Annotated in this window: 20 protein-coding genes and 1 riboswitch; of the genes, 2 read left to right on the forward strand and 18 right to left on the reverse strand. The window is 61.1% G+C overall.

Annotation, left to right across the window (positions count from 1 at the left end):
* Positions 1–20: 20 nt before the first annotated feature.
* The 4 genes from AC2FGB_RS00235 to AC2FGB_RS00250 form a co-directional block, all read right to left on the reverse strand.
* A complete protein-coding gene (locus AC2FGB_RS00235; RefSeq protein ID WP_142632864.1) occupies positions 21–1391 on the reverse strand; it encodes a tetratricopeptide repeat protein in 1371 nt (456 codons plus the stop codon).
* Between the two features lie 181 nt (positions 1392–1572).
* Positions 1573–2757, reverse strand: coding sequence for a CaiB/BaiF CoA transferase family protein (locus tag AC2FGB_RS00240; RefSeq protein ID WP_142632866.1), 1185 nt, complete (start codon positions 2755–2757; stop codon positions 1573–1575).
* Positions 2744–4363: a thiamine pyrophosphate-binding protein gene (locus tag AC2FGB_RS00245; protein ID WP_281994377.1), complete on the reverse strand. Its 1620-nt coding sequence runs from the start codon at positions 4361–4363 to the stop codon at positions 2744–2746. The genes AC2FGB_RS00240 and AC2FGB_RS00245 overlap by 14 nt, the downstream gene beginning before the upstream one ends.
* 77 nt (positions 4364–4440) lie before the next feature.
* On the reverse strand, positions 4441–4899 hold the full coding sequence (locus AC2FGB_RS00250) for a DUF302 domain-containing protein (protein ID WP_271947979.1): 459 nt from the start codon (positions 4897–4899) through the stop codon (positions 4441–4443).
* Positions 4900–4967: 68 nt separating this feature from the next.
* On the opposite strand from AC2FGB_RS00250, the gene AC2FGB_RS00255 reads away from it, so the two are divergent.
* On the forward strand, positions 4968–5381 hold the full coding sequence (locus AC2FGB_RS00255) for a DUF1636 family protein (RefSeq protein WP_496688612.1): 414 nt from the start codon (positions 4968–4970) through the stop codon (positions 5379–5381).
* On the opposite strand, the gene AC2FGB_RS00260 is transcribed toward AC2FGB_RS00255, so the two are convergent.
* The 9 genes from AC2FGB_RS00260 to cbiE all read right to left on the reverse strand — a co-directional run bounded on the left by AC2FGB_RS00260 (position 5378) and on the right by cbiE (position 12227).
* Positions 5378–5872, reverse strand: coding sequence for a hypothetical protein (locus AC2FGB_RS00260; protein ID WP_496688610.1), 495 nt, complete (start codon positions 5870–5872; stop codon positions 5378–5380). The two genes, AC2FGB_RS00255 and AC2FGB_RS00260, sit on opposite strands and share 4 nt — an antisense overlap.
* A gap of 66 nt (positions 5873–5938) precedes the next feature.
* On the reverse strand, positions 5939–6637 hold the full coding sequence (locus AC2FGB_RS00265) for a CbtA family protein (RefSeq protein ID WP_142632874.1): 699 nt from the start codon (positions 6635–6637) through the stop codon (positions 5939–5941).
* A 4-nt stretch (positions 6638–6641) separates the two neighbouring features.
* Positions 6642–6812 (reverse strand): CbtB domain-containing protein, encoded by a 171-nt coding sequence (locus tag AC2FGB_RS00270; RefSeq protein WP_142632876.1) that lies wholly within the window; start codon positions 6810–6812, stop codon positions 6642–6644.
* Between the two features lie 37 nt (positions 6813–6849).
* Positions 6850–7058, reverse strand: a riboswitch (cobalamin riboswitch).
* 43 nt (positions 7059–7101) lie between these two features.
* Positions 7102–7845, reverse strand: a complete 744-nt coding sequence (gene cobF, locus AC2FGB_RS00275) for a precorrin-6A synthase (deacetylating) (protein WP_496693352.1) — start codon at positions 7843–7845, stop codon at positions 7102–7104.
* On the reverse strand, positions 7838–8566 hold the full coding sequence (cobA, locus tag AC2FGB_RS00280) for a uroporphyrinogen-III C-methyltransferase (protein ID WP_496693353.1): 729 nt from the start codon (positions 8564–8566) through the stop codon (positions 7838–7840). The genes cobF and cobA overlap by 8 nt, the downstream gene beginning before the upstream one ends.
* Positions 8563–9885, reverse strand: a complete 1323-nt coding sequence (locus tag AC2FGB_RS00285) for a cobyrinic acid a,c-diamide synthase CobB (protein WP_496693354.1) — start codon at positions 9883–9885, stop codon at positions 8563–8565. The genes cobA and AC2FGB_RS00285 overlap by 4 nt, the downstream gene beginning before the upstream one ends.
* Positions 9872–10666, reverse strand: coding sequence for a precorrin-4 C(11)-methyltransferase (gene cobM, locus AC2FGB_RS00290; RefSeq protein WP_271947964.1), 795 nt, complete (start codon positions 10664–10666; stop codon positions 9872–9874). The genes AC2FGB_RS00285 and cobM overlap by 14 nt, the downstream gene beginning before the upstream one ends.
* Positions 10663–11031, reverse strand: coding sequence for a cobalamin biosynthesis protein (locus tag AC2FGB_RS00295; protein ID WP_271948085.1), 369 nt, complete (start codon positions 11029–11031; stop codon positions 10663–10665). Before AC2FGB_RS00295 ends, cobM begins: the two co-directional genes overlap by 4 nt.
* Positions 11028–12227 (reverse strand): precorrin-6y C5,15-methyltransferase (decarboxylating) subunit CbiE, encoded by a 1200-nt coding sequence (gene cbiE / locus AC2FGB_RS00300; RefSeq protein ID WP_281994383.1) that lies wholly within the window; start codon positions 12225–12227, stop codon positions 11028–11030. The genes AC2FGB_RS00295 and cbiE overlap by 4 nt, the downstream gene beginning before the upstream one ends.
* Between cbiE and AC2FGB_RS00305 the strand changes: the two genes are divergently transcribed.
* Entirely contained in the window at positions 12226–12975 is a 750-nt protein-coding gene (locus AC2FGB_RS00305) for a cobalt-precorrin-6A reductase (RefSeq protein ID WP_271947960.1), read from the forward strand. The two genes, cbiE and AC2FGB_RS00305, sit on opposite strands and share 2 nt — an antisense overlap.
* On the opposite strand, the gene cobJ is transcribed toward AC2FGB_RS00305, so the two are convergent.
* Genes cobJ through cobN form a run of 5 tightly spaced genes read right to left on the reverse strand, consistent with a single transcriptional unit; the run spans position 12948 to position 19468 of the window.
* The gene (gene cobJ / locus AC2FGB_RS00310) at positions 12948–13700 is read right to left on the reverse strand and encodes a precorrin-3B C(17)-methyltransferase (RefSeq protein ID WP_271947958.1); all 753 of its coding nucleotides are present in this window, start codon (positions 13698–13700) and stop codon (positions 12948–12950) included. The two genes, AC2FGB_RS00305 and cobJ, sit on opposite strands and share 28 nt — an antisense overlap.
* Complete coding sequence (locus AC2FGB_RS00315; RefSeq protein WP_496688603.1) at positions 13697–14425, reverse strand: precorrin-2 C(20)-methyltransferase; 729 nt, start codon at positions 14423–14425, stop codon at positions 13697–13699. The genes cobJ and AC2FGB_RS00315 overlap by 4 nt, the downstream gene beginning before the upstream one ends.
* Positions 14422–15051 (reverse strand): precorrin-8X methylmutase, encoded by a 630-nt coding sequence (locus AC2FGB_RS00320; protein WP_496693355.1) that lies wholly within the window; start codon positions 15049–15051, stop codon positions 14422–14424. Before AC2FGB_RS00320 ends, AC2FGB_RS00315 begins: the two co-directional genes overlap by 4 nt.
* Positions 15051–16178, reverse strand: a complete 1128-nt coding sequence (cobG, locus tag AC2FGB_RS00325; protein ID WP_496693356.1) for a precorrin-3B synthase — start codon at positions 16176–16178, stop codon at positions 15051–15053. The genes AC2FGB_RS00320 and cobG overlap by 1 nt, the downstream gene beginning before the upstream one ends.
* Positions 16175–19468 (reverse strand): cobaltochelatase subunit CobN, encoded by a 3294-nt coding sequence (gene cobN, locus AC2FGB_RS00330; RefSeq protein ID WP_281994385.1) that lies wholly within the window; start codon positions 19466–19468, stop codon positions 16175–16177. The genes cobG and cobN overlap by 4 nt, the downstream gene beginning before the upstream one ends.

Here is a 19468-nt window from a genome sequence, read left to right on the forward strand (position 1 = left end):
TCTTCAGTCTTTTTGTTTTGTTATTCTGCCGGAACGCTTTGTGCGTCTTGGTTATCGCGGGCCGCATCGATCAATGCGCGGCGCGCCATAGCATAATTGTCCTCACCCCCGGCCCGCTTGGCACGGCGGTCGTCTAGAATGCGCTCGACAGCATCCAAACGGCCGGCACGCAGGCCGGAATCAATAGTGATGCGCTCGAATACATCACGTTGGGCGTGGCTACCACCGGCCAGTTGCATTCCGTCCCGTGCATTCGACAGGAAATCAAATGCTTCGCCGTAAAGGCCGTCGCCAAAAGCTTCAAGCCCTTTGGCTGCGGCAATACCGGGATCCGACATCCGGATCGGAGTGTCGCCCTGATTGCGCTGGGCATCTTTCTGGATGCGCTGCAGCATTTTGCCGGTCGCTTCGGTCCGGTTGTCGCCGGTCAGGGCCAGCAGATAGTGAAGATCGGCGAAGATCAGGCAGCCATCTTCGGTCCGGGCGGCGCTGAGGTCGGCCAGTTCCTCCCAGCGGTTTCCAACTTTGACGCCCTCTAGCTCGAGCCGGGACAAAAGCGACGTGGCATTCGATATGTCACGGTAATCGTCGGTTTTGTCCTGCCGGACATACTGGTCATACAGTTCCATAACCTGATCGACCTGACCCAGGTCCAGATGCATCAGCGCCTTGTGCCACCAGACATGATAGCGGAAGTTGTTGCAATGCGCCCAGGCATCCTCGCGTCCGGCCAGCCAATCAAGACCTTGCTGCGCATTGCCGGTCATCTCGTGCACATGGGCCACTGCGTGCAGACCCCAGGCATCATCCGACACCATCCACAGTGCCTGACGTCCGGCGATTTCGGCTTTTTCATAGGCCCCGGTTTCCTCAAGCGCGAAGGAATGGCACCCCAGAAGATATCCGCGGCCGGCGTGGTCGGGTTCATAAGCAGGCAGGACACGTTCGATCGACCGTCGCATACCAGCGGCATCTCCCAAGACAAACCGTGTTGCGTGGCTGAGTTTCATCGCCAGCGAGTCCTGTGGGTGGAGGCGCAGAATTTCTTCAAACTTCTGGATTGCATGTGAGGGCAGGTCGGACAGGTAAAGGGCCAACGCGTCGACATAAAGCCGCTCGCGATCAGTTACCGGTTGGCGATCCATAGCGGTGTTGGCAGCATTCAACGCTTCCGCTGCAACTGGCATCATCTCGCGCCGGCCCAGCAAGACCAGGAACAGGCCTTTGACGGCGTGACCAAGCGCGAAATCGGGCTCAAGCTCTAGCACTTTGCCCAGATGCAGGGGTGTGACAGCTGAATGCGCCATGAAACCAAGCAGAACACCATTCCACGCCTCGACACTGGCCGAATGGCAAAGAGTGTTCATCTGTCCGAAAACATCTTGTTTCATGCGCGGGATCCAATCCATTTGCGATTTATTACTTTATTCGATTTAGCAGAGAGTCAGGCGGGGTCGTATCAGTATCGGCCCTGCTCTCGAATTGGTGAAAAGCTGTGTGTGGAAAACGTGAAAAAATCCGCCGATTCAACGGCATGTTTCAGCAATATGCCGCCTAGTAAGGCATTGTGTTTCAATCTTCAAATGGGTTCTTCGCGTTCAAGACTGCTGCAGTGTCCGCTCCGAACTGTGGCGGAGCCGTCCGGTAGGTAACCGGTGTCCGCGACAATTTCAGCGGGTTTCCGATCAGTTTTACCTCGGCCGGGGCAGCCTGCATCGCGATCTGCATTTGCCGCGCCGCGACCTGCTCGGTGTCAAAAACCTGATCCAGGGTCTGGACCGGCCCAACTGGTACTTTGCGTGCCTCAAGTTCTGCGATGACGGTTGTTGTGTCATATGACTGAACCGCAGGGCGCAATAGGGCGTTCAACGCATCCCGGTTTTCCAGCCGCGCCGGATTCGTCGCAAAGCGGACGTCATCCGCCAGATCAGGTTGGTCGATGAATTCGCAGAACCGGCGGAACTGACTGTCATTACCTACAGCAAGGATCACATGGCCATCAGCGGTTTCGTAAACGTCATATGGAACGATATTTGGATGACCATTCCCACGGCGTTGTGGCACATTGCCGGATGTCAGATAATTCACGCCTTCATTGATCAGCCACGCAATCTGGGAATCGACCAGAGCCAGATCAATTTGCTGTCCCTCTCCGGTCTGGTCCCGATGGCGCAATGCTGCCAAAATGCCAACGCAGGCATACATACCGCACATGACATCAGCGATACCAACTCCAACTTTCATCGGCGCCCCTTGGGGATCGCCGGTCAGAGACATGACACCGCCATAGCCCTGCGCCATCAGATCATATCCGGGCTTTGATGCGTTAGGCCCATCCTGCCCGTAGCCTGAGATCGAACAATAGACGAGGCTAGGGAATTCCTGCGAGAGCGATTTGTAATCCAGCCCGTATTTCGCAAGCCCGCCGGGTTTGAAATTCTCGATCAGGATGTCCGCAAACGAGGCCAGCCGCCGAATTTCCGCCTGACCTTCGGGTGTGGTGATGTCGATGGCGACCGATTTCTTGTTGCGGTTGGCTGACATGAAATAGGCACTAAGATCCGATGGAACCCCGTCGGCATCAGCGACATAGGGTGGGCCCCACTGGCGCGTGTCGTCCCCTTTAGTAGCAGGGTTTTCGATCTTGATAACGCTGGCACCCAAATCGCCCAGCAACTGTGTGCAGGTCGGTCCGGCCAGAATGCGGGACAGGTCCAGAACCTTGACGCCCTTCAGCGGTCCTTCAGATCCGGCCATCATATCCTCCGCGGTCAATCTCAGCAGCGATTACGGTGAACCTATCAGACTTGGTTGCCGCTTCCAGAGCATCCCTCAGTTCGGCGCGGGTGCGCACCGTGTGACCATTCCCACCGAAGGCCCGGCCCATAGCTGCAAAGTCGTGGCGGTCGAAATCGACGCCTACGTTCCCCATTTGCCGCTGACGCTGTTTCAATTCGATCAGGGCAAGGCTGGCGTCGACGAACACCAGGAAAATCGGGTTACCACCCATCTCGGCAACGGTCGACAGTTCTCCGGCGACCATCAGGAACCCGGCATCACCGGAAAAGCTGATGACCGGGCGCGTGGGTTCGGCCAGCTTCAGCCCGATGGCCATTGGCAGAGCGCAGCCCATGGTGCAGAGCGCCGAAGACTGGATCAGCCCGCGTTCTTCGGAACATCCCCACATCTGGCTGAGAAGGATGCGATGTGCGCCGCTGTCAGCGGTGGCCAATGTCTCGGCAGGAAGAGCCGCGCGGGTTTCCGCAATTACCGCGGCGGGACCCCATACATCATCAGTAGGGAAGGCTCGCGCCAGGGCGGCCCGAACCTGTTCGGGTTCGCCGCCGGGCCAGGTGGCGCGGGCAGGGTTGCCCTTTGCAATGGCCTCGAGGGTCGCGCCGGTATCAGCCACCAGGTTCAACCCGGCCTGATGCATGTAGTGATCGTTCGGAACCGCCGAAATGTCGATGACGCGCTTTTCTTCGGGGTCCCATATCTCGCGCCAGCCTGGGCGCATTTCGATCGGGTCATAGCCCAGACACAACACTAGATCGGCCTGTTCAACCAGCGGCACTAGATGGGTGTCAGCCAGCGGCGACAGGCCCGCGCCGCCAAGGCACAGTGGATGATCCTCGGGAACCACGCCCTTGGCCTTGTAGGTTGTCACAAAAGGAATGCCAAAATGTTCAAGGAACGCCTGCACCACATTGCGCGAGTCGTCATATAGAACATCCAGGCCGATAATCGCGATGGGCCGTTCGGCCTGTGCCACCCAGCGGCGGGCTTTTTCAACGCAATCCCCCTCGGGCGCGACGGCGGCAGGTTTGACAAGACGGCGGCGTTTGACATCGGTCACAGGCGCATCCGCAACCGAAATCGGCACGTCGATATGCACCGGTCCTGTGCGCGGCTGATTGGCCAGCGATACCGCTTTGTCTGCGATAATATCCGCGCCTTTGGCGGTCAGCATGAACGTCCCTTTGGTGATCGAGCGATAGACCCGTGCGTGATCCATGACCTGATGGGTGTATGTCAGCGCCTCATCTGCGTCGACACAGCCGGTCAGCACGATCATTGGCACCCGGTCCTGCAACGCATTGGCGACCACATTGATCCCGTTCATCGCGCCTGGACCGAGTGTGGCCACCAGAATGGCCGGGGCACCGTCGCGGTGATGCACCGCCTCGGCCATAAAGCCAGCCGCGTTCTCGTGTTTGGTCAGGTGAAAGGTTATTCCCGCCTTTTCCAACGCATCCACTAGGGTCAGCACCTCGCCACCTGGCATGCCAAAAGCGTGGCGGCAGCCAGCCTCATAAAGCCGTTGGGCCAGAATGTCCGCAGCGCGGGGCGACGAGTCCTGCATCAGTAAAGCTCCGAAAACTGTTTCAACGCAGATTGCGGAGGACAGACCCGGACGCAAGGCGCATCACGCCAGTGTGACTATTTGACAGCGGCTTCGGCCACGATCTGAAAGGTGTCATCCAATTCCTGGGCAATGTCCCTCAGGGGGTCTCCTCCCTCATAGATATAGGGCGCGAATACAAAGCTGGGCGTTTTATAGGACAGGGTGGCGGTACCGTCCTCGTTTTCAGTCACGTAAAACCGGATCGGTGCTTCGATCATTGCGCGCACCGAGGTTTCCAGCACGCGCACCGCATAGTCATTGTTGAAGGCGCCGATCACCAGATTGCCTGGGATTGTAATCCCCCGCGCGGCGGCGGCTTTGGTGGGGCCGGCCTGCGTGACAACGATCAGACCGTTTGCCTTAACCGCCGATTTGGTGTCCGAGACCAATTCATCATAGCTTTTGCCCGTTGGATACACGGCCCATCCCGAGAGCGGTTCGTCGGCCCAGGCGGGCAGAGCCAGCAGGGCGAAGACAGTCCAAAGCAGTTTCATCCAGAGGCCTCCTTTTAAGGTGTCTGCAGGAATCCTGCCAGAAATGTGAGAACGTCGCACTCACAATCTTGTGCGCATTCGGGATTGCGCCGCGCCGCTTAAAGCCGCAGAAACGGGCGCAGGACGAAGGGAAAGGTCTGGATCGGATGCGCCTGATGATCTGCAAAACCTGTGGCACCGCACGTGATCGGGCGGCCGAGGTGCAGGCTGTGCAGGACGCACTGAAAAGGGCCGGATTTACGGATCAGGTCGAAGTGAGCGAACACGCCTGTTTCAGCGGCTGCGCGGAACCCACGGCGCTGGCTATACAGGCGCAGGGGCGCGCATCTTATGTGTTTTCGGGTGTCGATGTGGTGGCGGATGCCGCGGATATCGCTGAAACTTGCCGTACTTACCTGAACAGCCCGCAGGGCTGGATTGAAGACGCCCGACCCTGCGGGCGGCTTCGGATGTGTTTGCGTGCGCGTATTCCGGCGCTTTAGTCGACCTGAACCGTAACCGCAGCACGAACCGGCACGTTATCGACCGAAAGCGGGCTATGGCTGTTGGAATTCAGTGAAACCGAAACCTCGACCTCGCCTTTGGGCAACTGATCAAGATGCATCCAACTGCCGTAAAGCCGGGCGAGCTTTTCTCCGTTGATGTAAACATGCGCGTGCCCTTCGCCTGCCATGTCTGCGGTCGATGCGTTCTGCGGTGCGAAGGTAAAGTTTTTTGGCATGACATGCAGGTTCCAGCCAGACATAGGATCCTGTGTCAGAGCGATGTCCAGTGTAGGTGCATCTGCGCCTGCCGGTAGGTTCAGGGCCGTGGAATGATCGTGGGCCATGGTCTCAGTGTGTGAGGCTCCGTGAAGAGACGGATCAGAATGGTCGTGGCCATCAAATGTGACGCCATTTGCAGCAGCAATTACAAATCCTGCACCGCCGCCAAAGACCAGACCGATCACGAATAGAGCAAGTGAACGGGTCATTGTATTTCCTTGAAAACATAGGGAAACGCGCCAAGTTTACACCCGGCGCGTTCATTCGAAGTGCGATCAGGCCGTTGCTTCGGAAGGTTGCGCTTCTTTCTGCCAGAAATAGCCAGCGAACGCGCCAACCAGAACCCATGCAACCAGACCGATTCCAAAAGCTCGTGCGGCGAACAATGCGCCAATTTCAGTCGGCACAGGGCCGGTGAAAACATCGGGCTCGGGTGCACCGATAAGATGTGGCACCAACAGAAGTACCGCAGCGATCACATAGCTGATCAGGTTACCTCCAAAGGCGATCAACCACATGGCGACAAGGGCTGCTGCAACCGTTGCGAACCACCAGACCTGACGTGCATAGACATCGGCTGCTGCGACACCCGGCACTTCGGGCGCCAGGGTGAAACCTGGTGCAAGGTGGAAGGCGATAAATCCGGCCAACCCCCAAAGAACGCCGGTCCGGCCATCAATCTGATGCCCTTGACCTTCGGCTACCGACATCAGCGCAACCATCACCAGCGCATAGCCGGTATAGGTCAGCATGGTAAAGATGACACTCAGCGCATCACGCGTCAGTTCAGAGAACATGCGCGGCAGCTCGGGATGAGCCGATACGGTCTCGCCCCCGAAATGCACCAGCTCTCCGGATTCATAAAGCTCGGCATGCAACAATACTGGTTGCACAAATACCAACTGCAGCAAGGCGGCAATCAGCCCCGCTGCAGCACCAGCGAACAACGCGCTGGTCAATATACGACTGAACACGGTCTTAGTGGCAGGGGAAGCCGGTCGCGTGACGCACGTCATGCGCTGCATCATGCAGGGCCGCTGCCTGAACGTGACCGGTCAGCGTGATGAGGCCCAGACCCAGAACCACTGCAAACATGACCGGAACAAAGCCTGTACGCGCGGCGGATGCTGTTTTCGTTTGTGTTGCCATTTTGTATTCTCCTCTGCCGCCGCACCCGACGGCCGGTGTTTCGTTTTTGCGCCTGGCAGGTCTCCTGGCTTGCGGGTCGATGCCTCTGTTCGCCTTCCCCCCGGAGAACCGGGAGTGGCTGGTTGAACAGGGGCTCTCCGCTTACAGTCGCGGGGGCGGCTTTGGAGTTGACCACCGAGGCAGTCGCACCAAATTCCCTCTTAGCATCCGGATTTCTCCGGCAGGACCAGACACCCCCATTTAGCCGCTATAGCTGTGGCGGTGCAATCATCATTTGCGACGTATTGTGTCAGATTATGCGCTTTTTCAGCAAATAAATATCCATGATCCAACCATGGTCGGCACGGGCAAGGGCGCGGCGGTCCAGAATCTGCTGCGCAACCTCGGCCAAAGGGCCTTTGATCAGGATTTCCTCTTTCATGCCGACATATGCGCCCCACCAAATGTCCAAGTCTTGCATGTCCAGGTTTTGGAATGAACATTCGCCATCCAGCATCACCGCCACGTTTTCTGCGGTTTCCGGCCATCCTTCGTCCCGGATGCGACGACCAGTTGTTACGATATAGGGCGCGCCCAGTTCGTTGATCGGAATCGCATGGGCCGCCGTCAGCGCTTGCAGCGCTGTGATGCCGGGAATCACCCGTGTTTCTGGCTGAAGGGTCAAACGTGCCGCGATTCGCAGTGAACTGTCATACAGAGACGGATCCCCCCAGATCAGCAGCGCCACATGGCGGGCCTTCGGGTGGGCTGCGATGGCTTCGTGCCAGCGCAATGCAATCGCGTCGTGCCATTCGTCCACTCCGCGTAAATAGCCATCATCGGCACGGCGTTTGGGAATGTCGAAATACGCGATTTGCGGAGGAGTATCCGCGACCTGAGCGATGATCTGCTCGCGCAGCCCTGCCAGATCGGCCTTGTTTTCGCCCTTGCGGGGGATCAGGATCAGGTCCGCCGAACGGATCGCCTGCGCCCCTTGAAATGTCACATGATCCGGGTTGCCGGTGCCAATTCCGATCAGCGTCAGGTCAATCATTTTCGAACTCAGCCAGAGGTCCATACAGGATCAGGGCCGGGGCGGTGCCGATCTCGGTTTCCAACTGCTGCGATAAGGCGCCGATGGTCGAGCGTTGCAGTTTTTGATCGGGGGTCGAGACGGATTCGGCCATCAAAGCAGGTGTATCCAGCGAAAGGCCGTGGGAATGTAAGGCCCCGACCAAGAGGGGAAAGGTGCGCTTGCCCATAAACACGACGGTCGTAGCCTGTGGATCAGCCAGAGCTGCCAGGTTCAGATCTTCGGGCAGTTTGCCGCTGACATCGTGGCCGGTGACGAACTGGACACGCCGCGCGGTCAGTCGCCGGGTCAGCGGAATGCCCGCCGCTGCCGCCGCCGCTACCGCCGAGGGGATGCCGGGGATGATTTCATAGTCGATCCCGGCCTCTTGCAGGGCCACCAGTTCTTCTTCAAGCCGGCCGAACATGCCGCCATCACCGGATTTCAGCCGCACGACATGCTGACCGGTTTGTGCATATTCGACCAACAAGCGGCTGACATGATCCTGCTTGGGTGAGGGGCGCCCGGCGCGTTTGCCGACCCCAACCAGATCGGCATCCTCACGCGCGTGGCTCAGGATCGGGCCGCTGCTGAGGTCGTCAAACAGCACCGCATCAGCTTTCTGCATCCTGTCTACCGCCTTCAGCGTCAGCAATTCCGGGTCGCCGGGGCCTGAACCGATGAAGGACACAAAACCACTCATGCCGAGGCCTCGGCGATCAGATGAAAGAATGTCCCGGTGACATTGTCTCGCACCGATCCGGTTTGCGGGCCTTCCGCGCCTTCGGCGTCGAACACGCGCGCGAGCGGGGCGTCAGGCTGTTCGATGATCGAGGAATAGTGGAACTCATGCCCGCGTAGCGCTGTGCCTTCGGCAAATCCGGCCATTGGGGCCAGTAATTCCGCCTTGCGATAACCCAGGTTGAACTTGCGCTTTTCATAGGAGGTCACAAGGCCCAGAAGGCCCGCCATTTCGTGCCGGGCACCCTCTTTGTCGATCAACGCCTGACCCAGCGCCATGTAGCCCCCGCATTCGCCATGCACAGGTCTTGTCTCGGCATGTTTGCGCAGCCCAGTCTGGAAGGTGTTGGCGGCGGCCAATGTGCCTGCGTGCAACTCGGGATACCCACCCGGCAGCCAGACCAGATCGGCATCCGGGGCAGGGGCTTCATTCGCCAGTGGTGAAAACGGTAGGATTTCTGCACCCGCCGCGCGCCAGCCTTCCAGCAAATGCGGATAGGTGAACGAAAACGCAGCATCCCGGGCCAGTGCGATCCGCTGCGCCGGAGGGCGCGGCAGCACGGCTGACGATGGCCTATCTGGGCTTGAGGAAGCCGCCCGCTTGATCGCCTCCAGATCGACATGTTCACGCAGGAACGCAGCATAGCCGACAATGGCGCTTTCCAGATCGGGATGTTCCACCGCCTGGATCAAACCTAAGTGACGCTCGGGAAGTGTCAGGTCTCCGCGCCGTGGCAGAACGCCCAGAACCGGCAGGCCTGCACGTTCCATACCCAACCGGGTCAGACGCTCGTGGCGCGGGCTGGCGCAGCGGTTCAAAATTACCCCGGCAAAGGGCAGGTCGGGGTTGTACATCCGAAACCCCAGCGCCGTGGCTGCAGCTGATTGCGCCTGACCGCCGACATCCAGAACCAACACCACAGGCCAGCCCATACGCTGCGCGGTTTCCGCGCTAGATCCATGGCCAATCTCACCAGGTTTGGCGACACCGTCGAACAGACCCATCGATCCTTCGGCTACGACGATATCCGCGCCGTCAGCCTGTGCCGATATTGCGTTCAGCAGAGGATCACCCATCGCCCAGCTGTCCAGATTGAACGAGGCGCGCCCAGCCGCCGCCCGGTGAAAGGCCGGGTCGATATAGTCAGGGCCGCTTTTGAATGGTTGGACGGTCAGGCCATCCTCGGCCAGCGCACGCAGCAGGCCCAGCATCACGGTGGTCTTGCCAGTCCCCGAAGACGGTGCCGAAATCAGAATACCCGGAGGGTTAGTCATCACCATGGCTCCAGCTTGACCAAGGGCTGTCCGCGCTTTGCGGGCGATACCGGCGGTCGTAATCCTTTGAATACAGGCAGCTTTCGTCGAATCCTTCACCAGCCAGTGCCGGGCCAACCATGATCAGCGCAGTGCGCGAGATGCTCTCGTCCAACGCGTCTTTTAGGGTTGCCAGCGTCGCACGGATGATCCGCTCATCGGGCCAGCTGGCACGATAGACAACGGCCACTGGGCAGTCGGCCCCATAGGCAGGTGTCAGATCGGCGATCACCGTACCCAGATTGCCGATCGACAGGTGGATGGCCAGCGTCGCCCCGGTACGGGCAAAATTCGCCAACGTCTCGCCCTCGGGCATCGACGATGCGCGTCCCGGTGTCCGGGTCAGGACCACTGATTGCGCAAGTCCGGGCAGGGTCAGTTCCGTGCCCAGTGATGCGGCCGCAGCGGCAAAAGACGGCACGCCAGGGGTCACGCTGACCGGGATGCCCAGCTCTTTCAAGCGGCGGATCTGCTCGCCCATCGCGGACCAGACCGACAGGTCGCCGGAATGCAGTCGCGCAACATCCAGACCGGCCTGATGTGCGGTTGCGATTTCGGCCATGATCTGGTCCAGATCCATCGCCGCCGTGTTCACGATCTTGGCGTCGTCGGGGCAATGGTCCAGAATTTCCTCTGGCACCAGCGAACCCGCATACAGGCAGACCGGGCAAGCGGCGATGATATCGCGCCCGCGCAGGGTCAGCAGGTCGGCGGCGCCCGGTCCGGCGCCAATGAAATGAACGGTCATGTCTGTCCTCCGATGGCGATGGCGCAGGTGGCCAGCCGGTCGTCTGAAATCTGTCGGGGTGAGATCAGCCGCGCACCAGGTCCGGCGGCGGCAAGGGCGGTCGCTTCGGCAACGCTGCCGGTGCCATAGGTGGCGCGGCTGCGGGTCGAGCAGGTGAGGGTGCGCTGCCCGGCCAGATCGGCGGGGGCAATGAAATGCAGCGGCAGGGCAATGGTCGAGGCAAAATCTGTCAGCGCGGCGTGACCTTCCTTGTCGGCAACTGTGGCCAGCGCGTCCACAGCGTGGCCGGCACTCGCCTGATCATAGGCGGCGCGCAGGCTGTCCAGCGTAGCGGTCGAGGAAAATCCGATGCCTGCGACGATCATAACGTGACGCTCCATTGCACCACCGGATAGGCCGATTTCCAACCGCGCCGTGGCCCCAGGGCCGAAGCCTGTGCCAATTCGATCCGCAGCAGCTCACCGCCCAGCTTATCCTGCCATTGCGCCAGCAGCGCTTCGCTCTCCAGCGTCACCGCGTTGGCCACCAGCCGCGTGCCGGAGGGCAGGGTTGTATGCAGCCATTGCAACAGCTCACTGCTCAGCCCGCCGCCAATGAAAACGACATCGGGTAGGGGCAGGCCGTCCAGCGCATCCGGGGCTGTGCCATGCACGACTTGCAGCCGGTCTTGACCCAGCGCGTCGGCATTTCGGCGAATGCGCTCGGCGCGGTCTTCGCGGGGTTCGATCGTTGTGGCGCTGAGCGTTGGATCACACATCAGCCATTCGATGCTGATTGACCCGGTGCCACCGCCAATGTCCCACAGATGCTCGTCCCGCTGCGGGGCCAGCGCCGATAGGGTCAGCGCACGGATAGGGCGTTTGGTTATCTGCCCATCGGTCTCAAAAATCTCATCCGGCTTGCCAGAGGCGCGCGGCAAGGCCTGCCCGCCGCCAGCAACCTCGAGCCCGACGCATACCGGGTGATCGAACCCACCCAGCAGCGCCTCGGTCAGCGAGACACTGCGCGCCCGTTCACGCGGGCCGCCCAAGGCCTCCATCACGTGCAGATGTGTGTCGGCAAAACCAGTGTCGGTCAGATAGGTGGCCAGCTCGGTCACGGCCTTGCCATCGCGCAATAGCAGAATCGCGCGCAGGCCGGGGGCCAGATGGGGGCGCAGGCGGGTCAGCGGGGCTGCATGCAGACCAAATGTCTGCGTGCTTTCCAGCGGCCAACCCAACCGCGCAGCGGCCAGCGAAAAAGTGGATTGGCCGGGTAGGGCGGCCCATTCCCCGGCTTCGAAATTCCGCGCGATCACGGATCCGGCGCCGAACCAGAACGGATCACCCGAGGCCAGAACCACGGTTGATCGCCCGCGAAAACCGGTCAGGATCGGCAGACCATCGGCAAAGGGCACAGGCCATTCCACCTGCTGGGCTCCGAAATCGGGAACCAAGGACAGGTGTCGCGGTGGCCCCATGATGATTTCAGCGCGTTCCAGCACTTGACGGCTTGCGGGGGGCAAGCCATCCAGTCCATCTTCGCCCAAACCCAAAACGGTCAGCCACGGAGCTTCAGACATGTCCAACCTCCTGATATTGGGCGGCACGACCGAGGCCAACGCGCTGGCAAAAGCCATTGCCGACCGGGGTATTCCCGCGACCTACTCCTATGCAGGACGCGTGGACAACCCGCGCCCGCAAGCCCTGCCGGTGCGTGTTGGTGGGTTCGGTGGGGCCGAAGGGCTGGTGAAATATATCCATGACCACAGCATAAGCCACGTTATCGACGCGACCCACCCGTTTGCTGCCGGGATGAGCCGTAACGCGATTGAGGCCTGCCATGCGGCGCAGATTCCACTTGTTGCGCTGACACGGCCCGAATGGGCACCGCAGCCCGGTGACACCTGGCTGCGCGTCCCGGATATCGCCGCAGCGGTGGCCGCTTTGTCCGGTAATCCGCAGCGCGTGTTTCTTGCGGTCGGGCGCATGCATCTCGAAGATTTCGTCAGCCAGCCCCAGAACCATTACCTGTTGCGGCTGGTGGATGAACCCGATGTCCTGCCCTTGCCGAATTGCGAGGTTGTCGTGGCGCGCGGACCCTTTGCCGAGGCTGATGACCGGGCGTTGATGCAGCGCCACGGCACGCAACTGGTGGTATCCAAGAACGCGGGCGGCGCCGGCGCGCGCGCCAAGCTGGACGCCGCGCGGGCGCTGGACATACCGGTGTTGATGATCGACCGTCCAGCCCTGCCGCAGCGGCTGGAACTGTCGAGCGTTCCGCAGGTTCTGGACTGGCTGGCTCATTCCGGGGTGAACCTCGGCGTATAGACGATCGGGTCACCGGCGCGTTCTATCACGCGGGTCAGCGATGAGCCGACGATGACAACGGTCTGCATATCGGCCATATCAGGCGTGGCCTCGACCAAGGTTGAAATCCGGATTGCCTCATCCGCCCGGCTGACAGCGCGGGCGAACAGGATCAGCCGCTCGGGTTCACATTCTTCGCGCAGGATTTCCAGCGTTTTGACAAAGCCTTCGGGGCGGGATTTCGAGCGCGGGTTGTAAAACGCCATCGCGAAATCCGCTTGCGCGGCCAGACGCAGGCGCTTCTCAATCAGAGGCCAAGGTTTGAGGTTGTCACTCAGGTTGATGGTGCAGAAATCATGCCCAAGCGGGGCGCCAGCGCGGGCGGAGGCCGCAAGCATCGCGGTGATCCCGGGCAGCACCTCAACCGATAGGTCGCGCCATTCACGGGGGCCGTTCTCCAGCGCTTCGAACACCGCTGCTGCCATGGCAAATACGCCCGGATCGCCCGAGGATACGACCACTACGCGCTTCCCTTCGGCCGCCATTTGCAACGCATGCTGAGAGCGGTCGATCTCAACCCGGTTGTCGCTGGCATGCAGCGTCAGGCCGGGGCGTTCGGCGATGCGCGCGACGTAAGGAATGTAGCCGACGACATCCGTCGCCCCAGCCAGCGCAGCGGTCACTTCGGGCGTCACCAAAGCCTCGTTTCCTGGCCCGAGTCCTGCGATCTTGACCCAACCGCTCATGGCCGCCGCCCTTGTCCGTGAACGATGATGATCGAGAAATACGGAGTGATCCCCTCGCAATTTTCCGACAATTTGCACACGCGTTGATTGGGCATCTGAGCGTATTCCACGATCCAAGCACGGTCATACAAACCGGCCGTCTTCAGGGCCCGCTTCACTTTGTCGATATTGCGCCCGATCTTCATCACCACCAGCGCGTCGGTTTGGGCCATTCGGTGGGCCAGATCGTCTTCGGGCAATGTGCCGACCAGCACGGTCAATACGTCGTCTCCCCAGGTGATGGGGTCGCCGGTTGCGGTCCACGCGCCGGACATACCGGTGATCGCAGGCACGACTTCAACTTTAGCCTCGCTACGTAATCGATTGTAAAGATGCATGAATGATCCGTAGAAGAACGGATCACCCTCGCACAGGACCACCACGTCTTCGCCCTGATCCGACAGTGTCTTCAGATGCGCGGCACAATCTTCATAAAACGCCGAGAGCAGCTCATTGTACCGCGGATCACTCAATGGAATTTCTGTGGTCACGGGGTATTCCATCGGGAATTCCACCGCGCCTTCTGGGATCATGCCATTGACGATCTTGCGGGCCTGACCACTGCGACCCGGTTTGCGGAAAAAGGCCACGTGGCGGGCAGTGCGCAGTAGGCGGTCGGCCCTGACGCTCATCAGGTCCGGATCGCCGGGGCCGAGGCCGACACCGTATATCTTGCCCGCGTTCATTCGGCGCGGCTCGCGATGGCGTTGACCGCGGCGACCGTGATGGCGCTGCCACCAAGGCGACCCTTGACGATGCAGGACGGCACTGGCTGCGCCTCCCACAGAGCGTCTTTAGATTCGACCGCACCGACAAAGCCCACCGGGCAGCCGATGATGGCCGCAGGGCGCGGGCAGTCGGGGTCTTCCAGCATGTTCAGCAGGTGGAACAGGGCGGTGGGCGCATTACCGATGGCCACCACGGCGCCTTGCAGATGCGGGCGCCACAACTCCAGCGCAGCGGCGGACCGGGTGTTGCTCATCTCGGCAGCCAGCGGACGCACACGTTCGTCGTGCAGGGTGCAGATCACCTCGTTATCGGCGGGCAGGCGGAACCGGGTCACACCCTCGCTGACCATGCGGGCGTCGCACAGGATCGGTGCGCCGTCTTCCAACGCGGCACGGGCCGAGGTCACAAAACCGGTTGAGAAATGCACGAACTCTTCCAACCCCACCATACCTGCCGCGTGGATCATCCGAACGGCGACCTGTTCCTCATCGGCGTCGAACCGTGCCAGATCGGCCTCGGAACGGATGGTGGCAAAGCTTTGTTTGTAGATCGCCGCGCCGTCGGTTTCGTATTCATAGGGCATCAGGAGAAGTCCATGGTCATAAGTGTTTCGGGGCTTAACCCGCGCAGGTTTGGCTCATCTCCCGCGCGGCCTTGTTTGACAAGATCAAATCGACCATCGTGGCCGACCAGGGTGACATCAGCTGGTCCCATGCGCGCGCATCCTTTAGCACAGCCCGAGACATGCAAGTGGCCGGGAATACGCGAGGTCAGCGCGCGGGCGATATCGCGGGTCTCCACCTGCGCCTGCGGGCAGAGCGGGGCGCCGGGGCAGGCGTCAGTGGTCATCAGCGGGTCGGTGCCATCGGTGACGAACGCTGGGGCGGGTATCGCCGCCCCGCCTTCCATCAGGAGCAGCCGCCAAGGGGTGACCCGCAGCGCAGAGGCACCGCAGGTCTCAATCAGCCCCGCAAGCCCGCGCGCTGGCAACTGACCGAACGCGGCTCCGTAAAACGCACCCAGTTCCACGATGCCCGGTTCAGGCAGAGCGCCAACATCACCCGGTGCGCTGCCTTGGCATTCTGACGGCAAATCCTGTGACGCAACCACGCGGGCCATGCGCCGGGCCTCGGGAGTGTGGTGATCCGCGAACCATTCGGCCAGCGCGATCAGGTGGTCGATGGCGATTTTTTCGGTCACGCGACGCCCTGTTTCGGCCCCATCAGCGCGTAGGATCAGCCCGTCGGGGCCTGTCTCCAGCCGGATATCCGCCGAATCTCCGACCAACAGGCGATTTGGTCCGGTGTCGATGGCAAACCCAAACTTGGCTGGTAGCGACGGCAATTCACCCAACCGGTCGATCAGTTCCTGCGTCAGTCGTGCGGTAAGATCGCCGGATTGGTAGAGCGGCGTCACCAGAATATTGCGCCGCACCTCGATACCCGGTTCCGCATCCAAAAGGTTCAGCGCAGCGAGTTCTTCTAGCAAAGGTTGGTGATCGGCCTCGGCCACACCGCGCAGTTGCAGATTGGCGCGGTTGGTCAGGTCAATTGTGCCATTGCCAAACCGGTCGGCAAGTTCGCACAGGCCTAACATCTGCGCAGCCTCAAGGCGCGCCAGCCGCGGCCGAACCCGCACGACCAACCCGTCCCCCGACATCATCGGGCGATGGGCGCCGGGGCACCAGCCCTGAACGATCGGTGCACTCATCCCAACCCCTCCAGATCGGCTCGGATCGAGTTTCGGCGCGTGTTCCACAGGCCAGCCTCGAGCAGAGCACGGAACCGGTCCTGCATGGCCTGATGCGCCTGTGGGTTCTTCTCTTGCAGAAAGGCATCAACCTCGGCGTTACCCAGTGTGGCATCGTGGTAGATGTCAAACAGATGCGGTGCAACGGTTCCCGACAGATGGGCAAAGCTTGCCATATGATCCAGCGTTGCCGCGATCTCGGCGGCGCCGCGGAATCCGTGCCGTTGCATTCCTGCGATCCAGTCAGGATTAGCCGCGCGCGCGTGGACAACGCGGCTGATTTCCTCAGAGAGGGTTCGGGCGCGGGGGGTGTCTGGGTTGGTATTGTCCAGATGGTACAGCTGCGCAGTACCGCCAGTGACTTTCTTGGCGGCGGCAAAACCGGCCTCATGCGTGGCATAGTCATTGGCCAACAGCAGATCGGTTTCGGTCAGGTCCTGAAGGTGAACAAAGCTATCGGCGTGGGCAACGCGTTGGGTAATACCATCGACATCCCGTGCAATTTGCTCGCCCTCAAGCGCAAAGGAACTGGCATCCAGCCAAGCCTGACCGGCCTGTGCGCGCGCTTCGTCCGTATAGATTTCGGATAGCTGCGTCATGTTCAGGCCATAGCTGCCGGGGGCGGGGCCATAGACACGGGCGGCCGGTGCCTGCCCGGCATATGGGTTCCAGTCTGCTGCCTCGTCCCGTTCACACAATGCTCGCACTGCCTGGCCATACAGCGCAGAAAGCGTCGGGAATACATCGCGGAACAGGCCCGAGACACGCAAGGTCACGTCTAGCCGTGGACGGCTGAGATCAGTGATTGGCAGCACCTCGATACCGGAAACCCGCTCCGACCCCTTGTCCCAAACCGGTTTCACACCCAGTAGGTGAAGCGCCATGGCGAATTCTTCACCCGCAGTGCGCATCGTGGCCGAGCCCCAGAGGTCGACAATCAGCCCCTTGGGGTAATCGCCTTCTTCCTGCAGATGCCGTCGCACTAGTTCCTCGGCCAGTTTGACACCTTGGGTATAGGCCGCGCGTGTTGGAACCGAACGCGGATCGGTGGTGTAAAGATTTCGCCCTGTCGGCAGCACGTCCGAGCGCCCGCGATAGGGTGAGCCAGACGGGCCAGCCTCGATCCGTTTCCCGGCCAGTGCGTCCAAAAGTGATTGACGTTCCGCATGCGCTGAAGGCGTGGCATCAAAATTGCCGGTCACTTCGGGGACGCGGCCAAAGACGTGCAAGCCGTCGCCGAACTGGCTTTCTTTGATGTCGCAGACAAATCGGTCGATACGGGTGATCGCTTCGGCGGTACAGGTTGCCTGATCCAGACCCAGATCGCTTTCCAGACCAATGGCCTGCGCCTCATCCCGTATGTCTTCTTGTAGTCGGTCGCGGCGTTTGGGGTCCAGCCCGTCGGCGTTCGAGAATTCGTCCAGCAGGGATTCCAGCCGCACCATACGGTCCGGCGTGTCACTTGTTCGCATCGGGGGCGGGATATGGCCCAGTGTAACCGCGCCGATCCGGCGCTTGGCCTGTGCGGCCTCGCCGGGGTCATTCACGATAAAGGGGTAGATCACCGGCAGATCTCGGACCAACGCCTCAGGCCAGCAGTTTTGGGACAGGGCGACCGATTTGCCTGGCAGCCATTCCAACGTGCCATGCGCGCCGATATGGATCAGCGCGTCCGCGCCATGCCCCTTACGCAGCCAGAGATAGAAGGCAACATAGCTGTGGCGCGGGGTGCGCGAAAGATCGTGATAGTCGTCATCGCGCAGCTCGGGCGTGCCGCGTTCCGGTTGCAGCGCGATCAGTGTCTTGCCCCGGTTCAAGGCGGTAAAGTGGAACGCACCATCGGCAAAAACCGGGTCGTCCTCAGGCTTGCCCCAAATGGATTGCAGATCCGTTTGCAACTGTTCCGGCAAGTCTGCCAGCGCGGTCTGATAGGCCGCGAGCGGCCAAGCCAGTCGCGCATCCAAAAGCGTCTCGGCTATCGGTTCGCCGGGTGCTGTATCATAGCCTTCAGCCTGCAGATCGGACAGCATCGCCTCGGCCGAGGCCAACGCATCCAGGCCAACCGCATGGGCCATCTGCCAGTCCTTGCCGGGATAAGTCGACAGCACCAACGCTGGAACCTGATCTGGCTTGGGTTTGTCGCTTAGGCGCAGCCAGCCGTCCACCCGGTCTATGATCGCCTCAACCCGTTCCGGCTCGGGGCGGTGGGCAAAACGGGAATATTCCAGATACGGGTCGCGCTTGCCCGGTTCCTTGAACGAAGCGATGCCCGCCGAAATGCGGCCATCCACCTCGGGCAGGACCACATGCATTGCGAGGTCGGCGGGGGACAGCCCGCGTTCCGCATCGACCCAAGCCTTGCGGCGTGCGGTGGACAAGGCGACCTGAAATACCGGCACATTGGCGGCGTCCAGCGGGGACGTTCCCGAGGCGCCTTTGCCCGAAAAGGAGGTGGCGTTGATGATTGCCGAGGGGGCCAGCGCTACGACCTGTTCGCGCAGCCAGTCAGCGGCGGTAGGGGCTTTGAGCGACGGCGCAAATAGGCCAACAGCCTGAAACCCACGCGCACGCAGACGGTGGATCAGGGCCGCGACCGGGGCAGTGTCTGCCGAGGTCAGATAGGCGCGATAGAAGGTCACGAGGATGCGCTTGGCATCACCGGCGAATGCGGTATCCGCCGGGATCACACCGCGATCCGGACACCATACGCCACATTCCGGGATCGTCTTGGCCCCCATCACTGGGCCAGAATAAAGCCCCGCGGCCAGTGCCATTTGCGCCAGCGCAGCCTGCGCTGCGACCTCACCGCCTGTGTCGCAAAGATGCGCCAGCCGCCGCAGGGTTGAAACGGGCAGGGTAGAATAGTCATCCAGGCGCGTATCTTCACGTCCATCCGCCGGCAGGACTGCCACAGCGATGCCTTTGGCGTGGGCCAGTGCCAGAACCTGCTGCAATCCGTAGGACCAGTAGGGCACGCCACCGATCAGGCGGATCAGAATGCCTTTGGCGCCCTCCAGCGTCTGCTCGACATAGGTGTCGACAGAAAGCGGGTGCTTCAGCGCCGTTAGATTGGCCAGCCGCAGGGTCGGCATCCGGCCTTCGGGTCCACCCCCACGATGCCAGCCTGCCGCGAAAGCGCCAAGATCACTGTCGGAAAAGGACAGCACCACCAGATCCGCCGGGCTCTGGCCCAGATCGGTCGGGGTCTCCGTTTCCTCTAACCCGTGGCTTTCGCGGAAGACGACGTGCAT

The organism is Ruegeria sp. CDSC021, from assembly GCF_059610845.1.